The sequence below is a fragment of the Sphingomonas canaveralia genome (assembly GCF_047238125.1).
Lineage (GTDB): Bacteria > Pseudomonadota > Alphaproteobacteria > Sphingomonadales > Sphingomonadaceae > JBDFMH01.
Map to the genome: position 1 here is coordinate 3,216,396 of NZ_JBDFMH010000001.1, position 20,376 is coordinate 3,236,771.

The 20,376-nt window shown below is 69.6% G+C and carries 8 protein-coding genes; 5 read left to right on the top strand and 3 right to left on the bottom strand.

The annotated features are described in order from the left end of the window. Position 1 precedes the first annotated feature (1 nt). Both ABC347_RS16120 and ABC347_RS16125 read left to right on the top strand, forming a co-directional pair. Complete coding sequence (locus ABC347_RS16120) at positions 2-10,147, top strand: two-partner secretion domain-containing protein (protein WP_413246727.1); 10,146 nt, start codon at positions 2-4, stop codon at positions 10,145-10,147. Between the two features lie 11 nt (positions 10,148-10,158). Next, positions 10,159-13,362: a CHAT domain-containing protein gene (locus ABC347_RS16125; RefSeq protein ID WP_413246728.1), complete on the top strand. Its 3,204-nt coding sequence runs from the start codon at positions 10,159-10,161 to the stop codon at positions 13,360-13,362. Between the two features lie 7 nt (positions 13,363-13,369). On the opposite strand, the gene ABC347_RS16130 is transcribed toward ABC347_RS16125, so the two are convergent. Beyond that, the gene (locus ABC347_RS16130; protein WP_413246729.1) at positions 13,370-13,867 is read right to left on the bottom strand and encodes a DUF4123 domain-containing protein; all 498 of its coding nucleotides are present in this window, start codon (positions 13,865-13,867) and stop codon (positions 13,370-13,372) included. After that, complete coding sequence (locus tag ABC347_RS16135; RefSeq protein ID WP_413246730.1) at positions 13,867-14,865, bottom strand: PAAR domain-containing protein; 999 nt, start codon at positions 14,863-14,865, stop codon at positions 13,867-13,869. The genes ABC347_RS16130 and ABC347_RS16135 overlap by 1 nt, the downstream gene beginning before the upstream one ends. Before the next feature lie 196 nt (positions 14,866-15,061). On the opposite strand from ABC347_RS16135, the gene ABC347_RS16140 reads away from it, so the two are divergent. Beyond that, positions 15,062-16,012 carry a CPBP family intramembrane glutamic endopeptidase gene (locus ABC347_RS16140; protein ID WP_413246731.1) on the top strand — a complete coding sequence of 317 codons (951 nt, stop codon included), beginning with the start codon at positions 15,062-15,064 and terminating at the stop codon, positions 16,010-16,012. Positions 16,013-16,014: 2 nt separating this feature from the next. On the opposite strand, the gene ABC347_RS16145 is transcribed toward ABC347_RS16140, so the two are convergent. After that, complete coding sequence (locus ABC347_RS16145) at positions 16,015-17,481, bottom strand: M23 family metallopeptidase (RefSeq protein WP_413246732.1); 1,467 nt, start codon at positions 17,479-17,481, stop codon at positions 16,015-16,017. A gap of 114 nt (positions 17,482-17,595) precedes the next feature. Between ABC347_RS16145 and tssK the strand changes: the two genes are divergently transcribed. Both tssK and icmH read left to right on the top strand, forming a co-directional pair. Further along, positions 17,596-18,936: a type VI secretion system baseplate subunit TssK gene (gene tssK, locus ABC347_RS16150; RefSeq protein ID WP_413246733.1), complete on the top strand. Its 1,341-nt coding sequence runs from the start codon at positions 17,596-17,598 to the stop codon at positions 18,934-18,936. Next, positions 18,885-20,369, top strand: a complete 1,485-nt coding sequence (gene icmH, locus ABC347_RS16155; protein ID WP_413246734.1) for a type IVB secretion system protein IcmH/DotU — start codon at positions 18,885-18,887, stop codon at positions 20,367-20,369. Before tssK ends, icmH begins: the two co-directional genes overlap by 52 nt. Positions 20,370-20,376: the final 7 nt, after the last annotated feature.

Sequence of the window (20,376 nt, forward strand, 5' to 3'; positions counted from 1 at the left end):
GATGACCCGCTTCACCCCGCTCGCCACGCTCCGCGCCCGGTTGATCGTCTCGACCGCGCTGATGGGTGGCGTCGTCGGCGTCGGTGCGCCCGCCGCTGCGCAGACGATCCCGGTCGATACGTTGCCTCAGCTGAACGGCATCGCCGCGGGCACCGTTACGGTGACGCCACCGCCTGCGGGCGGCACGACGATGCAGGTTGCCGTCGGCAGCGCGCGATCGATCGTGGATTGGACCAGCTTCAGCGTCGGCCGCGATGCGACCGTCGCCTTTTCGAACAGCGCGGGCACGGCGGCGATCCTGAACCGGGTCTCCGGCGGCACATCGAGCGTGATCGAAGGCGCGATCACGTCCCCCGGCAATCTCGCCGTCTATCTGGTGAACCCCAACGGCATCACCTTCGGCCAGAGCGCCAACGTGAATGTCGGCGCCCTGATCGCAAGCTCTCTGGATCTGGATGCCGGCCAGCAGGCCCAGTTCCTGGCAGCCGATCCGGCGCTGCGCTTCCAAACCGTGGACGGATCGACGGTACTGGTGCGCGCCACCGACAATGCCCGGATAAGCACGCTGAACGGCGCGGCGAGCGGCCTTGGCGATCTCGTCTTTCTGGGGGCGGGGGTCGGCGCGGAGGCCGGCACGCAACTGAGCGCTGGCCACGATGCGGCCTTCATCGCCGGTACCGACATCACGATGACGGCCAGCGCAGCGAGCCCGCTGGCCTTCACAATCACACGCGGCACGCAAGTGCGCGCCGCCGTCACGCTGGATGGTAGCGTGGCGGGACGCAACGTGACGCTGGGTTTCGCCAGCCAGGGCGCGATCGACGATGCCGTGCTCAGCGTCGGCGGAATGATCACCGCCAGCGCGGCGGTCGCCACCGATCGCGGCATCCAGCTGGTCGCCGGCGGTGTGCCGACCGGGACCGCATCCAGCGTGACGATTGCGGCGGCTGATCCGGGCACGCCCGATATCGCGATCACGGGTACGTTGCGCGGTCGCCAGGCAGCGGGCGCCGCGACCGGCACGGTCTCCGACGTCCAGATCTACGGCGCGGACCTGATCGATCTGGGCGGTGGCATCACCAGTGAGGCCGGATCGGTGCGAATCGGCAGCACCGGCGATGCGGTGACGATCGCCAGCGGCGCTATCCTCAACGCCAGTCGAGACGTGATCATCGACACGGCGGCCGCCGCGACCGTTGCAGGAGCAGTTTCCGCGCAGCGCGATTATATCGTGCGCGGCGCGAACGTGACGCTGGGCGGCGCTGTGCCGATGGTGCAGAGCGCGGGTGGGCGCGTGATCGCGACCGCGCGCAATGGGGCGCTGACCGGGCTTGCCGGGCTGCGGCTGATCGCGAACAGCGACAGCACCGGCGTCGGCGCGGAACCGATGCTGTTGTCGGCGACCGGTGGCGCGATCGACTTCGGCGCCGCCAGCCTGACCGGGGGTGGCAACCGATCGTCGAAGATCGGCGTCTTCCTCGGCACCGCGGGTAGCGCCTTGACGCTCGGGCGCATCGATGCGCGTGGCCTGTACAGCACGAATGCGGCCGAAACGCTGGCGTTCGGCAATGTGCTGACGACGGGCGACATCCGATTCGCCGCGCCGGTATCGCTGCGCAATGCACTCAGCGTGCGCAGCGTGGCCGGCGATATCCTGATCGATGGCACGCTCTTCGTAACCGGCGCGGGCCAATCGATCACGCTCAATGCCGGCGATCAACTGATGGCGAACGCGTTGATCTCCGCGCAGGGCAATCTGTCGCTACGCGCCAATGGCTCGCTCGCGATCGCCAGCGCCTATAGCGGCGGCGACATCAGCGCGGTTGCCGGCGGCAGCACCGATGGCACGCTGCTGCAGGCAGCCGGCAGCATCACCGAAACCTCGCTCGGCGCGACCGCCGGGATCGACACGCTGGTTGCCGGGCGGGCCAGCCCGATCGCCCCCGGCGATGCCGATCCGGCCGCCAGCCCAAGCGATCCGACCCCGCCGGCAAGCCCGACGCCGACGCTGTTCGACGTCACCATCGCGGGGCGCACGGTCGACAAGGTGGCCGTCAGCGCGGAGGGCAACCTTTCCGTGACGGCGACCAGCGGCGCGCTGACGATCGGCACCGCCACCGCGGGCGGCACTGCCACGCTGGACAAGCAGGGGCCGACCGGCGAATTGCGTGTCGATCGGGTGACGGCGAACGGCCTCGTCACGATCGATTCGGACAGCGCGGCGCGGATCGGGCGTGCCGCCAGCCTAGCCAACGCCGTCATCGTTACAGCCGTAACCGCGGTGACCGGATTGACGCCGGCGGATCCGCTCAACGGCGCGGATCTGATCGCCGACAGCAGCGGTTTCGGGGTCGATGTGGCGGTGAGTGCTGCGAACGGCGTGGCAGCGTTGGGCACGGTGGTGGGCGATGCATTCGTCGACGTCGATGCCGCCACGGTTCGCGCGCAGACGATTCGGTCCGACGAAGGCACGATCGATCTGAACGCGACGGGCGGCACGCTCACCCTCGGCAACGCGCGGACCAGCAATGGCGGCAACGTCGTACTGACCGCGACCGGAGCGCTGGCCGTAACCGGCGCGATCGCATCGGACGGCTACTACACCGCCGACGGTGCAAGCGTGACACTGGGCAGCGCGGACGGCACCGGATCGGTGCAGACGGCGCGCCAGTATATCACGATCACGTCACGGGCTGGCGGGATCACCGGGCGCAGCGGCCTGCGCCTTACCGCCAATAGCGACGATACCCCGCTGGCCGCCGAGGCGCTGACGCTATCCGCGACCGGCGGCGAAATCGATGTGGGGGCGAGCCAGCTAGCCGGCGGTACCACGCGTACCTCGCGGATCGGCATCTATCTGGGTACTGCGGGATCGCACGTGACGCTGGGCTCGGTGGCCGCGGCAGGCCTCTATGGTTCCAACCAGACCGGCACCGTTTTCGGCGATCTCGAGACGTCCGGCGATATCCGGTTCGCAGGGCCGGTCTCGCTGCGCAACGCCCTAGTCGCGCGGACCAGCAATGGCGGCGCGATCACCGCCGATTCGTCGATCTTCGTGACGGGTGAGCTGCAGGGCATCGGGCTGGACGCCGATGGCGCATTGACCGCCAATGGCGTGCTTTCGGCGCAGGGCCTGCTTGATCTGGCAGCGGGCGCGGGTGCCGATCTGCGCTTTGCCAGCGCCTATGCCAATCAGGGCGATGCGCGGCTCGGCGCGGGCGGCAGCGTCGTCGGCACGACGCTGCAGGCGGCGGGATCGGTCACGATCAACGCAGGCGGCAGCGCTGCAGTCAGCAGTCTCGCTGCCGGCCGCCCGGGCCCCTATCCGTTCAGTCCACCGGTTGCCGGCGGTGATCCAGCGCCGGCCCCGTCTGCGCCGGCCGGCCCCGCCGATATCACCGTGACCGCGGCGGCGATCGACTTCGCCAGCATCGCCGGCCGCGATATCGATCTGACCGCTACGGCAGGCGCTCTGTTTGTCGGCACGGCGAATGCCGAGCGCGATGCGACGCTGACCAAGCAGGGCGCGACCGGTGACTTGGCGGTCACCACGCTGACCGCCGGCAACACCATCACGATCCTATCCGCCACCGATGCGCGGATCGGCACGGCGCGGAGCACCGGCGGAACCATCGGTGTCACCGCCACGCGCGATACGACCGGGATCGCGCCCGCCGATGGTGCGAACCTGATCGCCGACGGCGCGGCGGGCCGCGTGGACGTGACCACCGGACGCACGGCGCGGATCGCGCAGGGCGTGGGCGATACCGGCGTCACGATCATCGCGGACGGCATCGCGGCCGGCTCACTGCGATCCGACGCGGGCACAATCGACCTGACCGCGGGCGCCGGCGGCGTGAGCCTCGCCAGCGCGCGGACCGGTACCGCGACGACCACCGGCGGCGACCTGCTGATCTTCGCCAGCGATGCAAACCCGGCCAACGCCGCGGTCAGCGTCACCGACGGGGTGATCGTCGATGGCGACTATATCGCGCGCGGCAACTCGGTCGCGCTGGGCGCCGGCGCCTATCAGGCGGCGGATGGCTTGGTCGCGATCACGGCGGCCAATGGCGGCATCACCGGCGGCGCCGGGCTGCGGCTGATCTCCAACGCGGACGACGGCATTGCGGGCGGTGATTCGCTACTGCTGTCGGCGACTGGCGGCGATATCGACCTTGCCGGCACCACCTTGCTCGGCGGGCTGACCAACCGAACCGGGCGGATCGGAATCTATCTCGGCACCGCCGGCAGCGATGTCGCGCTCGGCCGGGTTGAGGCGCGGGCGATCAACGGCACCGACATCACCGGCACCGTCTATGGTGATCTCGAAACGCAGGGCGATATCCGTTTCGCCGGGCCGGTATCGCTGCGCAACGCGCTGGTCGCGCGCACCAGCGCCGGTGCGATCCGGATCGACGGCACGCTTTCCGTCACCGGTTTCCGGCAGGGTGTGACGCTGGATGCCAGCGGCGATGTCGTGGCGACCAAGCTGGTCTCCGCGCAGGGCGATCTCGCGATTGATGCCGGCGGCAATGTCGCGCTGACCAGCGCCTATGCGAACGACGGCAATGCCAGCGTCTCGGCCGGCGGTGCCACCAGCGGCCAACTGCTGCAGGCTGCCGGCTTCGTTGCCGAGACCGCGGGCAGCGTGGCCGGCATCGCGCAACTCATCGCAGGCCGCGCCGGCCCGTTCGTGCCGAGCGGGCCCGATCTTGCCGCAGATCCGGGTGCGCCGACACCGCCGCCTTCGGCCGGACCGATCGGATCGGACGTGACCGTGACGGCGGCGTCGATCGACAAGAGCAGCATCAATACCCCGGGCGCCCTGCTGCTGACGACGATCAATGGCGACCTGACACTCGGCACTGCGACAGTGGGCGGTATCGCGACGCTGGATCAGAACGGCATCGGCCGGCTCGCCGTTACCCGGCTGGCGGCCGGTGATGCGATCGACATCGATGCCGATGGCGCCGCACGGATCGATTTCGCCAGCAGCACCGCCGGCAGCATCGACATCAACGCTGCGGGTGACGTGACCGCGATCGATCCGACAATCGGTGTGACGCTGTTCGCGGACGGGGCGGGCAGCGACATCACCGTTTCGGCCGGCGATCTGCTGAGGATCGCGCGCGCGCGCGCCGCCGATACACTGACGCTTGCGGCGACCGGTACGATCGACGCGGCCGATGGCCAGGCCGGTGACGCGGTGCTGGCGCAGGCACCCACGATCCGTTTTGGGCGACTGGCGAGCACGGTCGGCACCGTGACCCTGAATGCCACGGTCGCCGTCTCCGGAACCACGCTGACCGCCGCCACCGGTGTCGATGTCTCGTCTGCCGGTGCGCAGCCGATCGTGGCGATCACGACGGTACAATCCAGCACAGGCCCGGTCGGCATCAGCGGCGCGACCGTTACGCTGGGGCAGGCAAGTGCGTTCAACGGCGCCCTCACGCTGACCGCGATCGACGGGCTGAGCGTGACCACCGCGCGCGCAGGCGGAACCACCGGCGGGGCCGGCGTGGCGACGCTCACCACGACCGGGCCAAATGCAGAGATCAGCGTCGGGACGTTGAACGCCGATGTCAGCGCGCGAATTGCGGCCACCGGCAACGCCCGTCTCGGCACGGTGCGCAGCGGTGCCGGGGGGATCGATATCGATGCCGGCGCCAGCGTGCTCGGCCAACCGGGCGACATCGGCACGACGCTGCTTGCCGCCGGGCCGATCACGATCGATGCCGGGCTGGATGCAATCATTCTGCGCGGCGATGCCGACGGCGCGATCGATATCGCCGCCGGCCGGAGCATCGACCTGTCTACCGCGCGCGCGGGCAGCGATCTGCTGCTGACGGCGGGCAATGATGTGCGGCTGGGCACCGGCAGCGCAGGCGGCCTCGCCAGGATCGAGGCCGTGCTGGGTGGTGTTTCGATCGGCAGCCTGAACAGCAATGGCGCAGGCACGATCCTAACTGCCGACGCCATTACGATCGGCAGCGCGATCAGTGGCGCGGCGTTGCTGATCGATGCTGGTGGCCGGCTGGAGGCCAGCACGCTGCGGGCTGCAACCGACCTGACCGCGACGGCCGCAGGCATCGATATCGGCACCGCGACCGCGACCGGCGGCGCGCTGGCGCTGACAGCGGAAGCGGGCGATCTGGACCTAGACCGCGGCACTGCCGGCACATCGGCAGTGCTGCAGACAACGGGGGCTTCTGGCAACATCACCGTCGCGCAGCAGCTGGGCGCGGGCACCGGGGCCACGATCGCCGCGATCGGCGATGCGCGGCTGGCACGTGTCTCCACGATCGGCGGCGCGATCACGGTCACCGCCGGCGGGGAGGCAACCGGCGTGACCACTGCCGACGGCATGGTCCTCGCTGCGCCGACAGGCCCGGTGACGGTGACCGCAGGCACGCTGGCGCGGTTCGCGACGATCGATGCGCAGGGCGCGATCGCGGTGACCGCCGACGCGATCGCGGGCGGCCGCGCGACCAGCAGCGCGGGATCGCTGAGCCTGATCGCGGACGCGGGCGGGATCACGCTCGGCACCGGCGGCGCGGCGACGACCGCGCTGGTGGATGCCAGCGGCGATGTCATTGTCGGTACGCTGATCGCAGGAGGCGATGCGACCGTGACTGCGGGCGGCGCAGCCGGCATCGGGCTCATCCGCACGACCGGTGCGGGCGGCGACATCGCGGTCACCGCGCGCACGGCCACGATCGACACGGCCGAAGTGCAGAATGCCGACGGCAGCGGCACCCTGGCGCTCACGGCGACCGGAGGCGATCTGCGCCTGCGCATCGGGCGGAGCCAAGGCTCGGCGACGTTGCAGACCACGGGCGGGGCGGGCGACGTGATCGTCACCGGGCAGCTGAACTCCGGGGCGGCGGCCACGATTTCTTCGGTCGGCGATGCGCGGCTGCAGGCGGTGACCGCGGCCGGCCCCATCTCGATCGTGGCGACGGGCGAGGCGACAGGCGGAACCCTGTCCGGTGCCGATATCGCGATTTCCGGCGGCACGCTGGCGCAGTTCGACCGGATTACCGGCGCTGATGTCACAGTCGGCGCGGATGTGGTTGATCTGGGCGCGGTAACGGCCAGCGGATCGTTGCGTGCCGAGGCGGATGGGGGTGACCTGACGCTCGATAGCGGCGATGCCGCCGGACAGGCGACGCTGATCGCGACCGGCAGCGCAACGGTGGGCGCGATCGCAGGCAACGGTGTCGACATCACTGCCGGCGGCCTCGCCTCTATCGGCACGCTGACCGCCCGCGCCGGCGATGCCGTGGTGAACGCAGGCTCGATCGAAGCGACCAATGTCACCGCCGGCCAGGCGTTGTCGCTGATCGCCACCGCTGGGCCGATCACCCTCGGCACCGGATCTGCGGGAACGACGGCGCTAGTCGACGCAAGCGGGTCCGCGACTGTCGGGAACCTGCGGGCCGGTGGCGACGTGACTGTCGATGCCGGCGGTGCGGCCGGCATCGGCGATGTGGGCGGTTCGCGCGTCGCAGTGACGTCAGGCGGCGCAGCGACAGTCGGATCGCTGACCGCGCGCCTGGGTGACGGCGGCGTGACCGCGCAGTCGATCAACCTGGGCGTCGCCGAAACCGGCCAGGCGCTGACGTTGCGGGCGACCGGTGGCGGCGTGACGCTGGGCAACGGCACGGCTGGAACCGATGCCACGATCGACGCCACCGGCGCAGCGGTCGTGACCGGCACGCTGGCAGCGACGAACATTGCCATCACCGGCGCGTCCGCCGACGTGAACGTGGCGCGCGCTGACGGCCAGTCGTTGACGATCGCGGCGACGGCCGGCGACGCACGGCTGGGCAATGGCAGCGCGACGGGCGGAAGCGCCAGCGTGACGGCAAGCGGGCGTGCAACGATCGGGACGCTGGCGGGCGAGCAGGGTGCGACCGTGGCGGCAGGCGGCGCGGCGGTGATCGACAGCATCGCCAGCAGTGCCGGCGCAGTGACCGTGTCTGGCGGCAGCATCGCGATCGGCACGGCGACTGCCAGCCAAGCCCTGACGCTGCGCGCCACCGCGGGTGATCTGACGCTGGGCGACGGCACGGCCGACAGCGCCGCGCTCAGTGCGAGCGGCGATGCGGACGTCTCCGGAAGCCTGAGCGTGACCCAGGACATCGCACTGAGCGCAGGTGGGCGCGCTGATGCCGGTACGCTGCGGGCGACCAATGCGGCGGTCTCGGTGACGGGGGCCAGCGTCGATCTCGGCACGGTCGCCGCGGCCACCACGATCGACGCGACCGCCAGCAGCGGTGCGCTTGCGCTGACATCCGGCACTGCCGGTGGCGCGGTGACGCTGGCCACGACCGGTGGCGGGACCGCTGGCGACATCAGCGTGGGCACGCTCTTCGCCGGCGGGCCAGTGACGGTCACGTCAGCGAGCGATGCCCGGCTCGGCCGCATCACAAGCACGACCGGCGCGATCTCGGTGACGGCGGCAAGCGGGGAAGTCACCGGTACCGGCACCGGCGGCCGCGCCGATCTGACGGCGGGTGGTGCGGCGACGATCATCGGTGGCACGCTGGCGCGGCTCGGCACCGTCACGTCGGGCGGCACGGTGCGGATCGAGGCCGATGCCATCGAAACGACGGCCGCCAGCGCCAATGGCGGTGCGTTGACCATCGTTGCGGATGGCGGATCGGTGACGCTCGGCAGCGGCAGCGCGCGAGACGCGGCAACGATAATAGCATCGGGCGACGCCACGGTCGCCGGGCTGCTGCGCGCGGCAGGCGGTGCCGTGACGGTGACCGGCAACAACGCTTCCGTCGGCAACGGCCAGGCCAGCGGCGCGATCGTGCTGACCGCCCGGACCGGATCGGCGACGCTGCGCCAGGGATCGGCCGGGACGACGATCCTCGTCGATGCCGCCACCAAGGCATCGCTGGGGGCGGACGGGTTGGTGAGTGCCGGCCCGGCGACCCCCGCGACCGCCAACATCATCGAGGTGCGCGCCAACGATATCGACATCGGTACCGGCACGGATCCGGCGGTGCGCCTGCGCGCCAGCGGTGTGAGCCTGCGCAACCGTTCGGCAGGCGCGCTGGCGCTGGGCGATGCGGTGGCCGGCGACAGCGGCTTTGCATCGTCGCCGATGCAACTGACCGCGCTGGAGCTTAACCGGATCTCGGCGGCCGACCTGATCCTCGACGGCAGCACTCGCGACGTGCGGATCGGAACGCTGGCGCTGAACGGGGCGGCGGGTTCCCGCACCGTATCGATCTACACGACCGGCCGGATCGACATCACCGGCACCGTCACCGATCCGGGATCGACTGCCGGGCGGCTGTTCACGCTCGGTGGCACCGCAGCGGGCAATGATTTCGCGAGCGCCATCCGGGCGGCGGCAACGCCGACGGCGGGCGGGCGCCTGCTGTTCTCCGACAACAGCAACATCGTGCTGGCGGCGAACCGGATCGGCTTCGGCCAGGATCTGGTGTTCCTCGACACGATCGGGCTGACGCCGGGGACGACGCCGCTTTCGGTGGCGGAAATCGTCGATCGCTTCGTTTCCCAGCCGAACAGCACGCTTTATGTCGCGAACGCATTCCGCAGCAACGGCGTCGCCTATTCCGCGGGTGCGCAGTTGCTGACCGCGAACCGGCTGACCGTGCGCTATTCGGATTTCGCGCTGTTCCAGAACACCGCGCAGCCCGATGTGGCGGGGGCGGCGTCGGGCGTACAGATCAACAGCCTGGACAGCGCGCAAGGCCCGACGATCGCGCTGGGATCGAGCGGCGAGGCTGCGCAGAACGCGTTCGCACTGTTCGGCGAGATCGCTGACCGCACCGGCACCGCGGCTGCACTGCTGGGCGGCACCCTGATCCAGCTGAACGGCGTCAACCCCAACAACAGCCGCATCAACGGCTGCCTGATCGGATCGGGCGGGGGCGGTTGCCTGATCAGTGCGGTGACGCCGCCGGTGGTGAACGTGTTCGATCCGGCGCAGGCGAATGTCTTCGCGTCATCCGCCGATCTGGCGATCGAGTTCGATCCGGTAGTGGGCACCAACAACGAGGCGCTGTTCAGCGATCTCGGCACGATCGACTTCAATACCGACGACATGGTGCGCTGCGATCCCGCAAGCGACCCCACCTGCCGCGACACGACGACCGAGCAATGAGAGGGACCAGGATGACCCCGCGCAAGCTTGCCGGCCTGTGGGCCATGATCGCCCCGCTCGCGGTCGCGGGTTGCGCGACCGGATCCGCGGTGCCCGTGACCGCGCTGCCCGACAGCTTCGCGCTTGGCCGCGCCAGCAATGGCGAGCCGTGCGTCGCCAGTCGCAACTTCAAGGACAGGATGTTCCAGGGTGCGCGCCGCTCGGGCTATCTGATCAATTGTCGCGGATCTGCGGCCAGCCGCGCCGTGGGCGCCGTCTCAGCCGTGCCGGCGGGGATGGCGATGCCTGCCGAGGAGACCAGATATTGCGGCCCGGCGGCAACGGTGACGCTGGCTGGGTTCGGCCCGGTCCAGGCCCAGCGCTGCTTCGATCCCGCACTGGCCGCGCCGACCGTGGTGGTGAACGCCGTCAGGGGCGGCTATCGGCTGCGCGGATCCGCGGTGCCGAGCGTCGTCGGCCCGATGGAAGGCGCTTTCAAGGCGCTGGCCGGAACCGCGCCGGTGCCGACCGCCACGACCGCCGACGCGCCCGCATCGATCACGCTGGCGTCGCTGGCGGACGCGCCGATGGTGGATGCAGCGATGGCCGCCACCGAGAGCGCGTTCGACCCAGCGATACCGCTGCGCGAAGGCATCCTGCTCAATCGCCAGGGCCTGTATGTCGAGGCATCGCGGGTGCTGAACGATGCGATCAGCCGGCTCCCGCAGAACGCGCCGGCCGATGTCCGCGTCGAGCTTGGCCTGGAGGCGGGCCTGGCCGATTCCAATATCCGCTTCACCGATGCGTCTGCCGAGCATTTCCAGCGAGCCGAGCAGATACTGGCAAGCGATCAGACCGTCGCCAACCGCGCCTTCCTGGAACGCAAGCGCACCACCTATCGCGCGCTCGACGCGCTCAACCGCCGCGATTGGAAGACCGCGCTGAACGCGTTGACCGTGGCATCACCCGATTCCCCACTCGAGGATCCGACGCTGTTGGCGGAGGCAAACCGCGCGCGCACCGGGCAGCGCGACGCTTCCAATTCGGTGGGTGGCGAGGATTCGAGCCGCCTTTCGCAGCTGGTGATCGATGCGCAGCGATCCTGGGCGTCAAGTGTGGCGGTGCTGGCCCAGGGCGGGGCGGGCAGCCTTTCCGCCAGCCAGACCGAGCTTGGCCGCGCGGTCGCCAATCTCGATGTGCTGCTGGGCGGGCAGATCGACCCCGCCTCGATCCTGTGGCTGACCGCGCAGGTGGAACGCCAGGCCGGGCGGATCGACCTGCGCCGGGGTGAGGCGGCGGGCGGATCGCCGGCGGACATCCAGGCGGCGGTGGCCAAGTTCGATTGCGCGCTGGCGGCGCTGGAAGGCGCGCGCCCGGCATCCGAGACCAGCTGTGCGATCCGGCTGCAACCAGAGGAACGCGCGCGGTTGATGCGGGCGGGCGGACGCGTGAGCGGGCCGATCGTGGCCGAGACGCAGATGGAGCGGGCGAGCCTGCTGAAGCGATCCGGCGCGCCGACCGCGACCGTGCTCAACGATTACAACAACGCTGTCGATGCGCTGATCGCATCCAACCGCACCGGTGGCGCGGTGCCCGCTGGGCTCGAAACCTATCTCGATCTGCTTTCGGAGGAAGCCGTCGCCAACCCGGCTTCGGACGCGGCTGAGCGTTTCTTCCGTGCGATCCAGGCGATCGGCGAGCCGGCGATCGCGCGGCAGATGTCGCAGCTTCAATCAGTCGTCACCAGCGATGGCACGACTGGCGCTAAGGTGCGCGATCGGGCCGAGCTCAACCGCCAGATCACCAGCCTGCGCTATGCGATCGCATCGCCATCAACCGATGCCGCAACCCGCGCGACCCTCGAGACCGAGCGGAACGCCAAACAGCAGCAGCTGGACGCGGTGGAGGCCGCTCTGGGTGCCGACAAGCGTTACGCCAATCTCGACGATCGCCCGACGACTGTGGCCGAAATCCAGGCCGCGCTGACGCCGGGTGAAGTCTATTGGAAACTCGTCGAGCTGCGCGCGCGCGTCTACGGCGTAGCGATCGGGCGGGATCGGGTGCAGGTCTATCCCGTCAAGGAAAGCGCCCGCAACCTGACCACGATCGCGCGAGTGGTGCGGCGATCGATCCGTGACGTGCGCGACAACCAGAAGCTGCCATTCTACAATGTCAGTGCGTCAGCCGCGCTGTACCAGTTGATCGCGGGCCCTGCGCGGGACCAGCTGGCGGCCGCGAAAGCGATCGTGGTCGATCCGGGCGGGCCGCTGGCCGATCTGCCCGCGGGCGTGCTGGTGACCGACGCGGCAAGCGCCAAGGCCTATGCCGCCAGCCGCGCGAAGGCTCCGAATGATTACAGCAAGGTCGCCTTCCTGGCGGCACGAGCCGATCTGGCGACCGCGCTGAGCCCCCGATCCTTCCTAATCTCGCGGGCCCTGTCCGCCTCGGCGGCAGCCAAGCCGTTCATTGGGTTCGGCGAGCATAGTGCGCCGACTTCGCTGCCGCAGCTGGCATCGGCGGCGCCGGTTTCGCTGGGGCTTGGCTGCCCGATCGAGCTGACCGAGCTGGCGACCGTCTCCGCCCAGAACGAGCCGATCAGCGCCACCAAGATCGCGCTGGCCGAACAGGCATTGGGCGTGAGCGGGGCGCCGACGGTGACGGGACCTGCCTTCACCGACGCCGCCGTGCGCGAGCGCAAGGATCTCGATCAATATCAGGTGCTGCTGTTTGCCACCCACGGCCTGCCGGAGACGAAATATGGCTGCACCAGCATCCCGCCATCGCTGCTGACGACGATCGGCGGCGAGGGATCGGACGGGTTCCTGAGCTTCCGCGAGATCGCTGAACTGCGGCTCGATGCGAACCTCGTGGTGCTGGCGGCGTGCGAAACATCGGCAGGCGCGAGCCAGCGGCTGGCCCGATCGAGCGGGCAGGAGGAAGGCGGGCGATCGCTCGACGGGCTGGTGCGTGCCTTCCTGACCGCCAATGCGCGCGCGGTGCTGGCGACCTACTGGACGGTCTCGGTCGATCAGGAATCGGATGAACTGTTCCGCGCCTTCTACACACGCGGGCGCACCGCCACGATCGGTGATGCGCTGCGCGCCGCGCAGACCGAGCTGATGCAGAGCCAACGCTATTCGCATCCCTATTATTGGGGCGCCTATTTCCTGGTGGGCGATGCCAGCAAGCGGATGTTGTCTGCACCCGGCGGGGGCGCGCCCGCGGCTTCGCGCTGACGGTCGATCAGCCGCCCAGTGCGCCCCACTGGGCGGGCATCCGCCGCAGCCCGCCGCCTGCGTAGATCTGGCGCTCCAGCCCGGCCTCGGTTTCGATCACGAACGAGCTGACCTTGGCGAACATCTGCTCCAGCTGATCGGGCGGGGTGGCCCCCAGGAACGGGTGCAGCACGCGCGGATCCCACATCCGGAACAGCACCGGCCCGACGCCATCGGGCAGCCGCACCTGCAGAAAATGGCGGATGTGGCGCCGCACCGCATCCAGCCCCATCGGGCTGGTGAGGAAGATGCCCCACGATCGGCCGAGCCCCTGGGCGCCCCATATGTCGGCTATTTTCGGCGCGGCGGCGAGCGCGAAGATGAAGGGCGAGACGCGACGCATGTCTTCCCCGATATCGCCGGTGAACAGGCACGGCGCATCGAGCGGATCGAGTTCCCGGATCAACGGATAGAGCCCGGGCGAACGCGCGCAATCGAGAATGCCGTAGACTTGCTGGCGCTGCATCAGCCGCGAACCCCCGCGATCATTTCCTGCAGCTTGGCGAGCGCGGCTTCGTCCACGCCGTCCGGCACCAGCCCGGCCTGCCGCAGCCGTTCGATATTGGCTCTCGCATAGTCCGCCCCAACGAGGATCGCGGTGGCGGGATCGTCGCGCAGCGCCAGCAGTTCGTCCCGCCGGGCGGCGAGCACCTGGCCATATGTGTCGAGCAGCCCGGCCTGCTCGGCAATCGCGTTCAGTTGTGATCCGCGCCGCTCCGCCTCCGCAATCCAGGTGCTCGGGATGAATTGCGTCAGCCCGCGCGCACCCGATATCGCCGCCGCGCTAAGCGTATCCCAGGCGCCATCCTTCTTGATTGCGGCTTCGGCATCGATGATCGCCGCCACCGTCTGCGCCGAAAGCCCGGTGTTGGCGGCCGCGGCCAGGATCGCGTCGCGATGGATCTCGTTCTCGCCCAGCTTCAGATCGGCGGCGCCGAACGGATCGGGCGTGGCCGGCTTCTTGGGCACCTTGTTGGCAGCCGCCGCGGCGGCGGCGCAGATCTCGCAGAACGGCGCGCCGGTGATCGCCGCATCGGCCAGCACCTTCGCCTGATAGGGCAGGTTATTATATTCGAGCGGCACCCAGCCTGCCGCGATATCGCTGGTGATGGTGCCGCCGGCCTTGCCGCCGCCGGGGCCCGCGCCGCCCCCGCCGCCTCCGCCGCCTCCGCCGGCATCGCCGATGATGACGGTCGGCGCGCCAACGACGAGGTTGCCGCCATGCGCGGTCATGTCACCGATCCGCGCGGCGGGCTTGCCGTTGACCATCACCGTCATCGAACCCTTGACGATGACGTCCATCGGGATCGCGCAGACGCATTGATCGCCGACCCGTGCCTGCGGCATGCCGACTGTGATCACGGTGGGTGCACCGAGGATGACCGGGCCGCCGACATGCGGCGTGGGCCCGGGCCCGACCATCGGGCAGACGTGCATGTCGCCGATCCGCGATGCGGGGGGCATCAGCCGAGCATCGCCGCAGCCGGCGCGATGGCGATGAACGCACCCATCTGTTCTTCCTCGTGCTGCGCAATAGTTGCATATACTGTGGCGATAGGGCGGGCTAGTGTTGCGTATCACAGCTGAAAGCAGGCGTTGACCTAGGACAGGGGCGTCCGGGCGCGCGGACGGGGTTAGGCGGCCGGCGGGGGAGATGGGGATGACGACACCGTCGGAAGAGGCGGACGTCCTGGCCGAGATGTTCGGATCCCGCACCGCCGGGCGCGACCGCACCGTGCGCATCGATCCGGCTGCTGCAGCCGCGCCCGCCACGCCGCGATCGCCGAAGCACGCGCACCTGATCGCCGCGGCCAGCCTGATCGTGGCGATCGCGATCGGATCGGCCTGCCTGACGGGCGGGATCGCCGTGGCGGGGCATCTGGCGCTATCGATCTGGCCGGCCGGCGATGGTGATCCGCCGCTGGTGGAGGCACTCTACATCTGCTGCATCTTCGTGCCGATGGCGCTGGCGGCGCTGATCGGCGGGCGGTTGACGGCGACCCATCCACTGGCGGCCGGCCGCCGGCCGTGGGCGATGGCCGGGCTGGGGGCGCTGATGGGGGCGACCGGAGTCGTGATCGCCACGGGCTATGCAGTGGTTGCCGGCGCGACGACCACCGGCGCGGGCGCGCTGATCGGGCCGGCGCTGGCGATCGGCGCGGTGCTCGTGCTGATCCAGTCCGGCACCGAGGAATTGTTCCTGCGCGGCTGGCTGCAACCCGTGCTGTCGCGCGCCTGGGGCGGCTGGATCGCAGTGCTGCTATCCGCGCTGGTGTTCGCCGGGCTCCATCTGCTGGGCGGGGGCCGCAGCCCGGTGACGATGGCGAACCTGATGCTGGGCGGAATCCTGTTCGGCCTGCTCGCCTGGCGCGGTGGCGGCATCGTCGGCGCGGTGGCAGCGCACTACAGCTGGAACATGATCGAAGGGCTGGTGCTGGGCCTGGATCCCAATCCCGGTGTCGGCAGCTTCGGCGCCTTGTGGGACATCGATCTCGTCGGCAATCCGCTGTGGGGCGGATCGGACGAGGGACTGAACGCATCGATCGCGATGACGATCGTGCTGGTGGCGCTGGTGGTGCCACTGGCGACCCGCGCGCGCACCGTGAAGTGAGCTCAGCCGCCCGATCGAGCCGCGCGGGCGACGTCGATCCGGTCACGTTCCCGGATGAAGGCGGTGCGCTGGTCGCCGGTCAGGGTGCGGCCCGATTCTGTCTGGATGCTCATCGGATCGGTGGCCTGCCCATCGATATGCACTTCGTAATGAAGGTGAGGGCCGGTGGATCGACCGGTGGTGCCGATATCGCCGATATGCTGGCCCTGCACGACCCGCACGCCCGGTTCGATGCCGGGCATGAAGCGGCTCTGGTGAAGGTACAGCGTCTGCCAGCCATTGTCGTGGCGCAGCACGGTGAAATTGCCGTTGGGGCCCTTCATCGCAGCGAACTGGATCACGCCATTGCCCGATGCGTAGATCGGGGTGCCAATCGGGGCGGCGAAATCGGTGCCCTTGTGCAGCTTCTGATACCCCAGGATCGGATGGGTGCGGTAACCGAACTGCGACGAAATGCGCGCGCCTTCGACCGGGGTGCGCATCAGCGAACGGACGATCGAGGCGCCATTGCCGTCGAACCAGCCGCCTTCCTCTCCAGCGGGCTGGAACCAGTAGAGCGCGCGCGATTTCGCCTCGGTCGTCATCGCGGCGTAGAGCAGCTTGGGCTGGCCAACTGGCTGGCCGGCTGCATTCTTCTGCTGTTCGAACGCTGCTTCGAAGACGTCGCCGGGTTTGATCTCCCGCTGGAAATCGAAGTCAAACTGGAACGCCTTGAAGAAGGGCGCGATCAGCGTGTCGGTGATCCCGGCGGTGACGGCCGAAGTGTAGAAGCTGTCGGCATCCATCTCGCCGCGCACCACGGTGATGACCGAAGCCAGCTGTGCCGCAACCGCCGATGCCTTGAACCCGGTGCCGGCAGGATCGCGATCGACGACAACGCCGCTGCTGTCTTCGAAGGAGGCCTCCAGCCGCATCAGCCGGGCAGTCGCGCCGTCCTGCGCCAGCGAGATCACCGCGCGGACCTCGCCGCTGCGCCCGCCCAGCACGGAGCCGGCGGCGGCGGCGGCGGCATTCGCGTCCTCCGGGACGACGCCCGCATCGGAGAGCGCGGCGGCCAGCGCGGCCGGCGCTGGCAGCACGAGCGTACGGCGGACCAGCGATGCCGGCTCGACCGCTGCCGCAGCGGGTTGCACCGAGGCGGCAGGGGCGGAAGCGCCGGTAGCGGCTGGCGGGGCGGCCTTCTCCGCGGGCTGGGTCATCACCGCAGCAATACCAAGCCCGGCCAGCATGACCGCGATGCCGCCCGCAATCAGCGGCGCCCGGCTGGGCGCGACCGGTGGCGCGGGATCGACCGGCGGCGGATCTCCGGACCCCGCATCGCCCGGCCCGGGATCACGCGACCAGGCGCGCGGATCGAACGAAGTGTCGTCGCGCGATCTGGGCGCATCGGCGGGCTTGGATGCGGGATCATTGCCGTCAGATCGGCCCCAGGTCTTGGGATCGAAAGATGGGCCGTTCTCGTCCTGCATCGCTGCCCCCAAGCCCGTGATCCGGCGCAGCTTCCGCGAATAACGCCGCTTCCGGCCAAGGTGAAGCTGTGCTTAAATGAAGTCGCGGCTTTTGGCTTCGGGGGTTCATCGTAAATGGCGGGCAAGAGCCGCGTTGCGTGGCGGGAAGGGCTCTTCCTGCGGCCGCAGCATTTTCAACAGCAGGACCGCTACGTTCAGGCAGAACTCAACGCTCGGGTCGATGCTGTTCGCCCCTATCCGTGGGGACTGACCGAAGTCGTGATCGATGAAGACCTGGCGACGCTGGGCAAGTTCGGCGTGAAGCGCGCGACCGGCGTGATGCCCGACGGCACGCCGTTCGCCATTCCCGACGACCTGCCCCCGCCCGAGCCGCTGGACGTGCCGGGCGACGTGCGCGATGCCGTGATCTCGCTGACCCTGCCGGCACAGCAGATGGGCGCCGTCGAGTTCCGCGAGTCCGATACCGCTGCGCACGACGCCCGCTTCCTGGTCGACGAGCATGAGGTGGCAGACGCCTTCTCCGACGATCGCGCGCACGAGCCGATCGAAGTGGGGCGGCCCAATCTGCGGTTTGGCGTGACGCGTGACCAAATCTATGGCCGGGTGACGCTCGGGCTCGCCCGGATCCGCGAGATGAACAACAAGCGGGTGATGTTCGACGATCGCTATATCCCGCCCGCGCAGGATATCGCGGCGAGCCGGCGGCTGGCGGGCGGGCTGGCGGACATCATCGGCCGGGCTGAGCAGCGCGCCGACGAGCTCGCGATGCGCGCGGTGGAGGCGACAGACGGGGGCGCGGAGACGTTTGCGTCGTTCCTGCTGCTGCAGGCGCTCAATCGCTGGGTGCCGATGATGAACCACATCGCATCGCTGCCGCGCGTTCACCCGGAACGGCTGTTCGAAACGCTGGCAGGTCTTGCGGGTGAGCTGGCGACGCTGACCCGGCCCGAGCGCAAGCCGCCGCCCTTTCCCAAATATGATCATGAAAATCTGCAGCTGACGTTCGATCCGGTCTTCGATCTGCTGCAATCGATGCTGTCGGCCGTGTTCGACCGCTCGGCGATCCAGATGCCGCTCGAGATCGCGGGGCCGGGGGCCTATGTCTCGACGATCGTCGATCACAGCCTGTACCAGCACGGCTTCTTCTATCTAGCCGTCAACGCCGCCGCACCGCTGGACGAGATCCGCGGGCGCTTTCCGGCCGTGGCCAAGATCGGCGCGGTCACCAAGATGCGCCAGATCGTGGAAAGCGCGCTGCCGGGCGTGCCGCTGCGCCACGCGCCGACCCCGCCGCCGCAGCTGCGCGTGCTGCCCGGCTATGTCTATTTCGAGCTGGACCGCGGCGCGCCCGACTGGCGCGATTTCGCCAGCGCGCCGGCGCTTGGCCTGCATGTCGCCGGCGAATGGCCGCAGTTGAAGCTGGAACTCTGGTGCGTGAAGAGGCAGGGCCGATGACCAACGGCAACGGCAATGACGGTTCGGGTGGCGGCAATCGCACGGTGTTCCGTCCGTCGCCGTTGCAGGGGCTGAACCAGCAGCAGGGCCAGGCCGCGCCGCCGCCGCCCGGCCAGGGGATGTGGGATGCGCCCTCGCATCACGCGCCCGCACCGCCGCCGCCGAGCTACGCGCCGCCCCCGCCGCCGCAGCAGGCCTATCAGCCCGCGCCAGCGCCCCGCATGCGCGACGACGATGTGCCGCTCCCCGCGACCCCGCAAGCGGTGCGCAACCGCCTGATGGCGGAAGCCGGCCCGGTGCTGGCGCTGGCGGCATCGATCCGCACCGGCCGCGCGCGCACGCCGATGCCCGAATTTCACCGACAGGCATCGGGCGCGATCGCCGCGTTCGACCGCGCGATCGCGGGCCACTATCCCGAAGAGACGCGCCAGCGCGCCAAATATGCGCTGTGCGCCACGCTGGACGATATCGCGCAGAACCTGCCCGGATCGGGCATGGATGCGGCCGAATGGGCACGGCGATCGATGGTCGTTATGTTCTTCCAGGAGAATATCGGCGGCGATCGCTTCTGGCAGCTGGTCGACGACATGCTGGCGCGGCCGGCGCAGAATGCGGACATCATCGAGCTGTTCCACGCCTGTCTGGCCGCCGGGTTCGAGGGCCGCTTCCGGGTGATGCCCGACGGCAAGCGCCGGCTGCACGAGATCATGACGCGGCTCTATGCGGCGATGGAGCATGTGCGCGCGCTCTCGCAGACCGAACTGGTGCACCAGTGGAAGGGCGAGCAGGCCCCGCTGCGCAAGGTTGGGCTGTGGGGTTATGTCGCGCTGGCGGCGGCGATCGCGGCGGGCGTGCTGCTGCTGATCTACATCGTGCTGCGGCTGATCCTGATGTCGTCGGGCGAGGCGAGCTGGGATGCCGCGACCGGCATCAACCCCAAGGAGCCGCTGCGGCTGTCGCGCAACGCGGCACCGCCGCCGGCCGCACCGGCCAGCAGCCAGGCGGAAGGCCTTCGCACCTTCCTGAAACCCGAGATCGACGCCCGTGAAGTCGTGGTGGAGGAGGATGCGTCGACGGTGCGGGTACGCACTACGGTCGGCCAGCTGTTCCAGTCCGCATCCGACGTGCTGGAGCCGGGCCGCGAGGACCTTTTCCGCCGGATCGGCCAGGCGATCGAAAAGGAGCCGGGCACCGTCACCATCGAGGGCCATGCCGATAGCGATCGCGTATCGAGCCTGGCCTTCCCCGACAATGCGGTGCTGAGCCAGGCGCGGGCCGAGACGGTGGCGGACATCGTCCGCGCGCAGCTTTCCAACAGCGGCCGGGTCGTCGTCGAAGGCTATGGCGATGCGCGGCCAATTGCATCGAACGATACGTCGGAAGGCAAGAGCCAGAACCGCCGCGTCGAAATCACCGTCCCCCGCCGGAACTGAGGCCCCG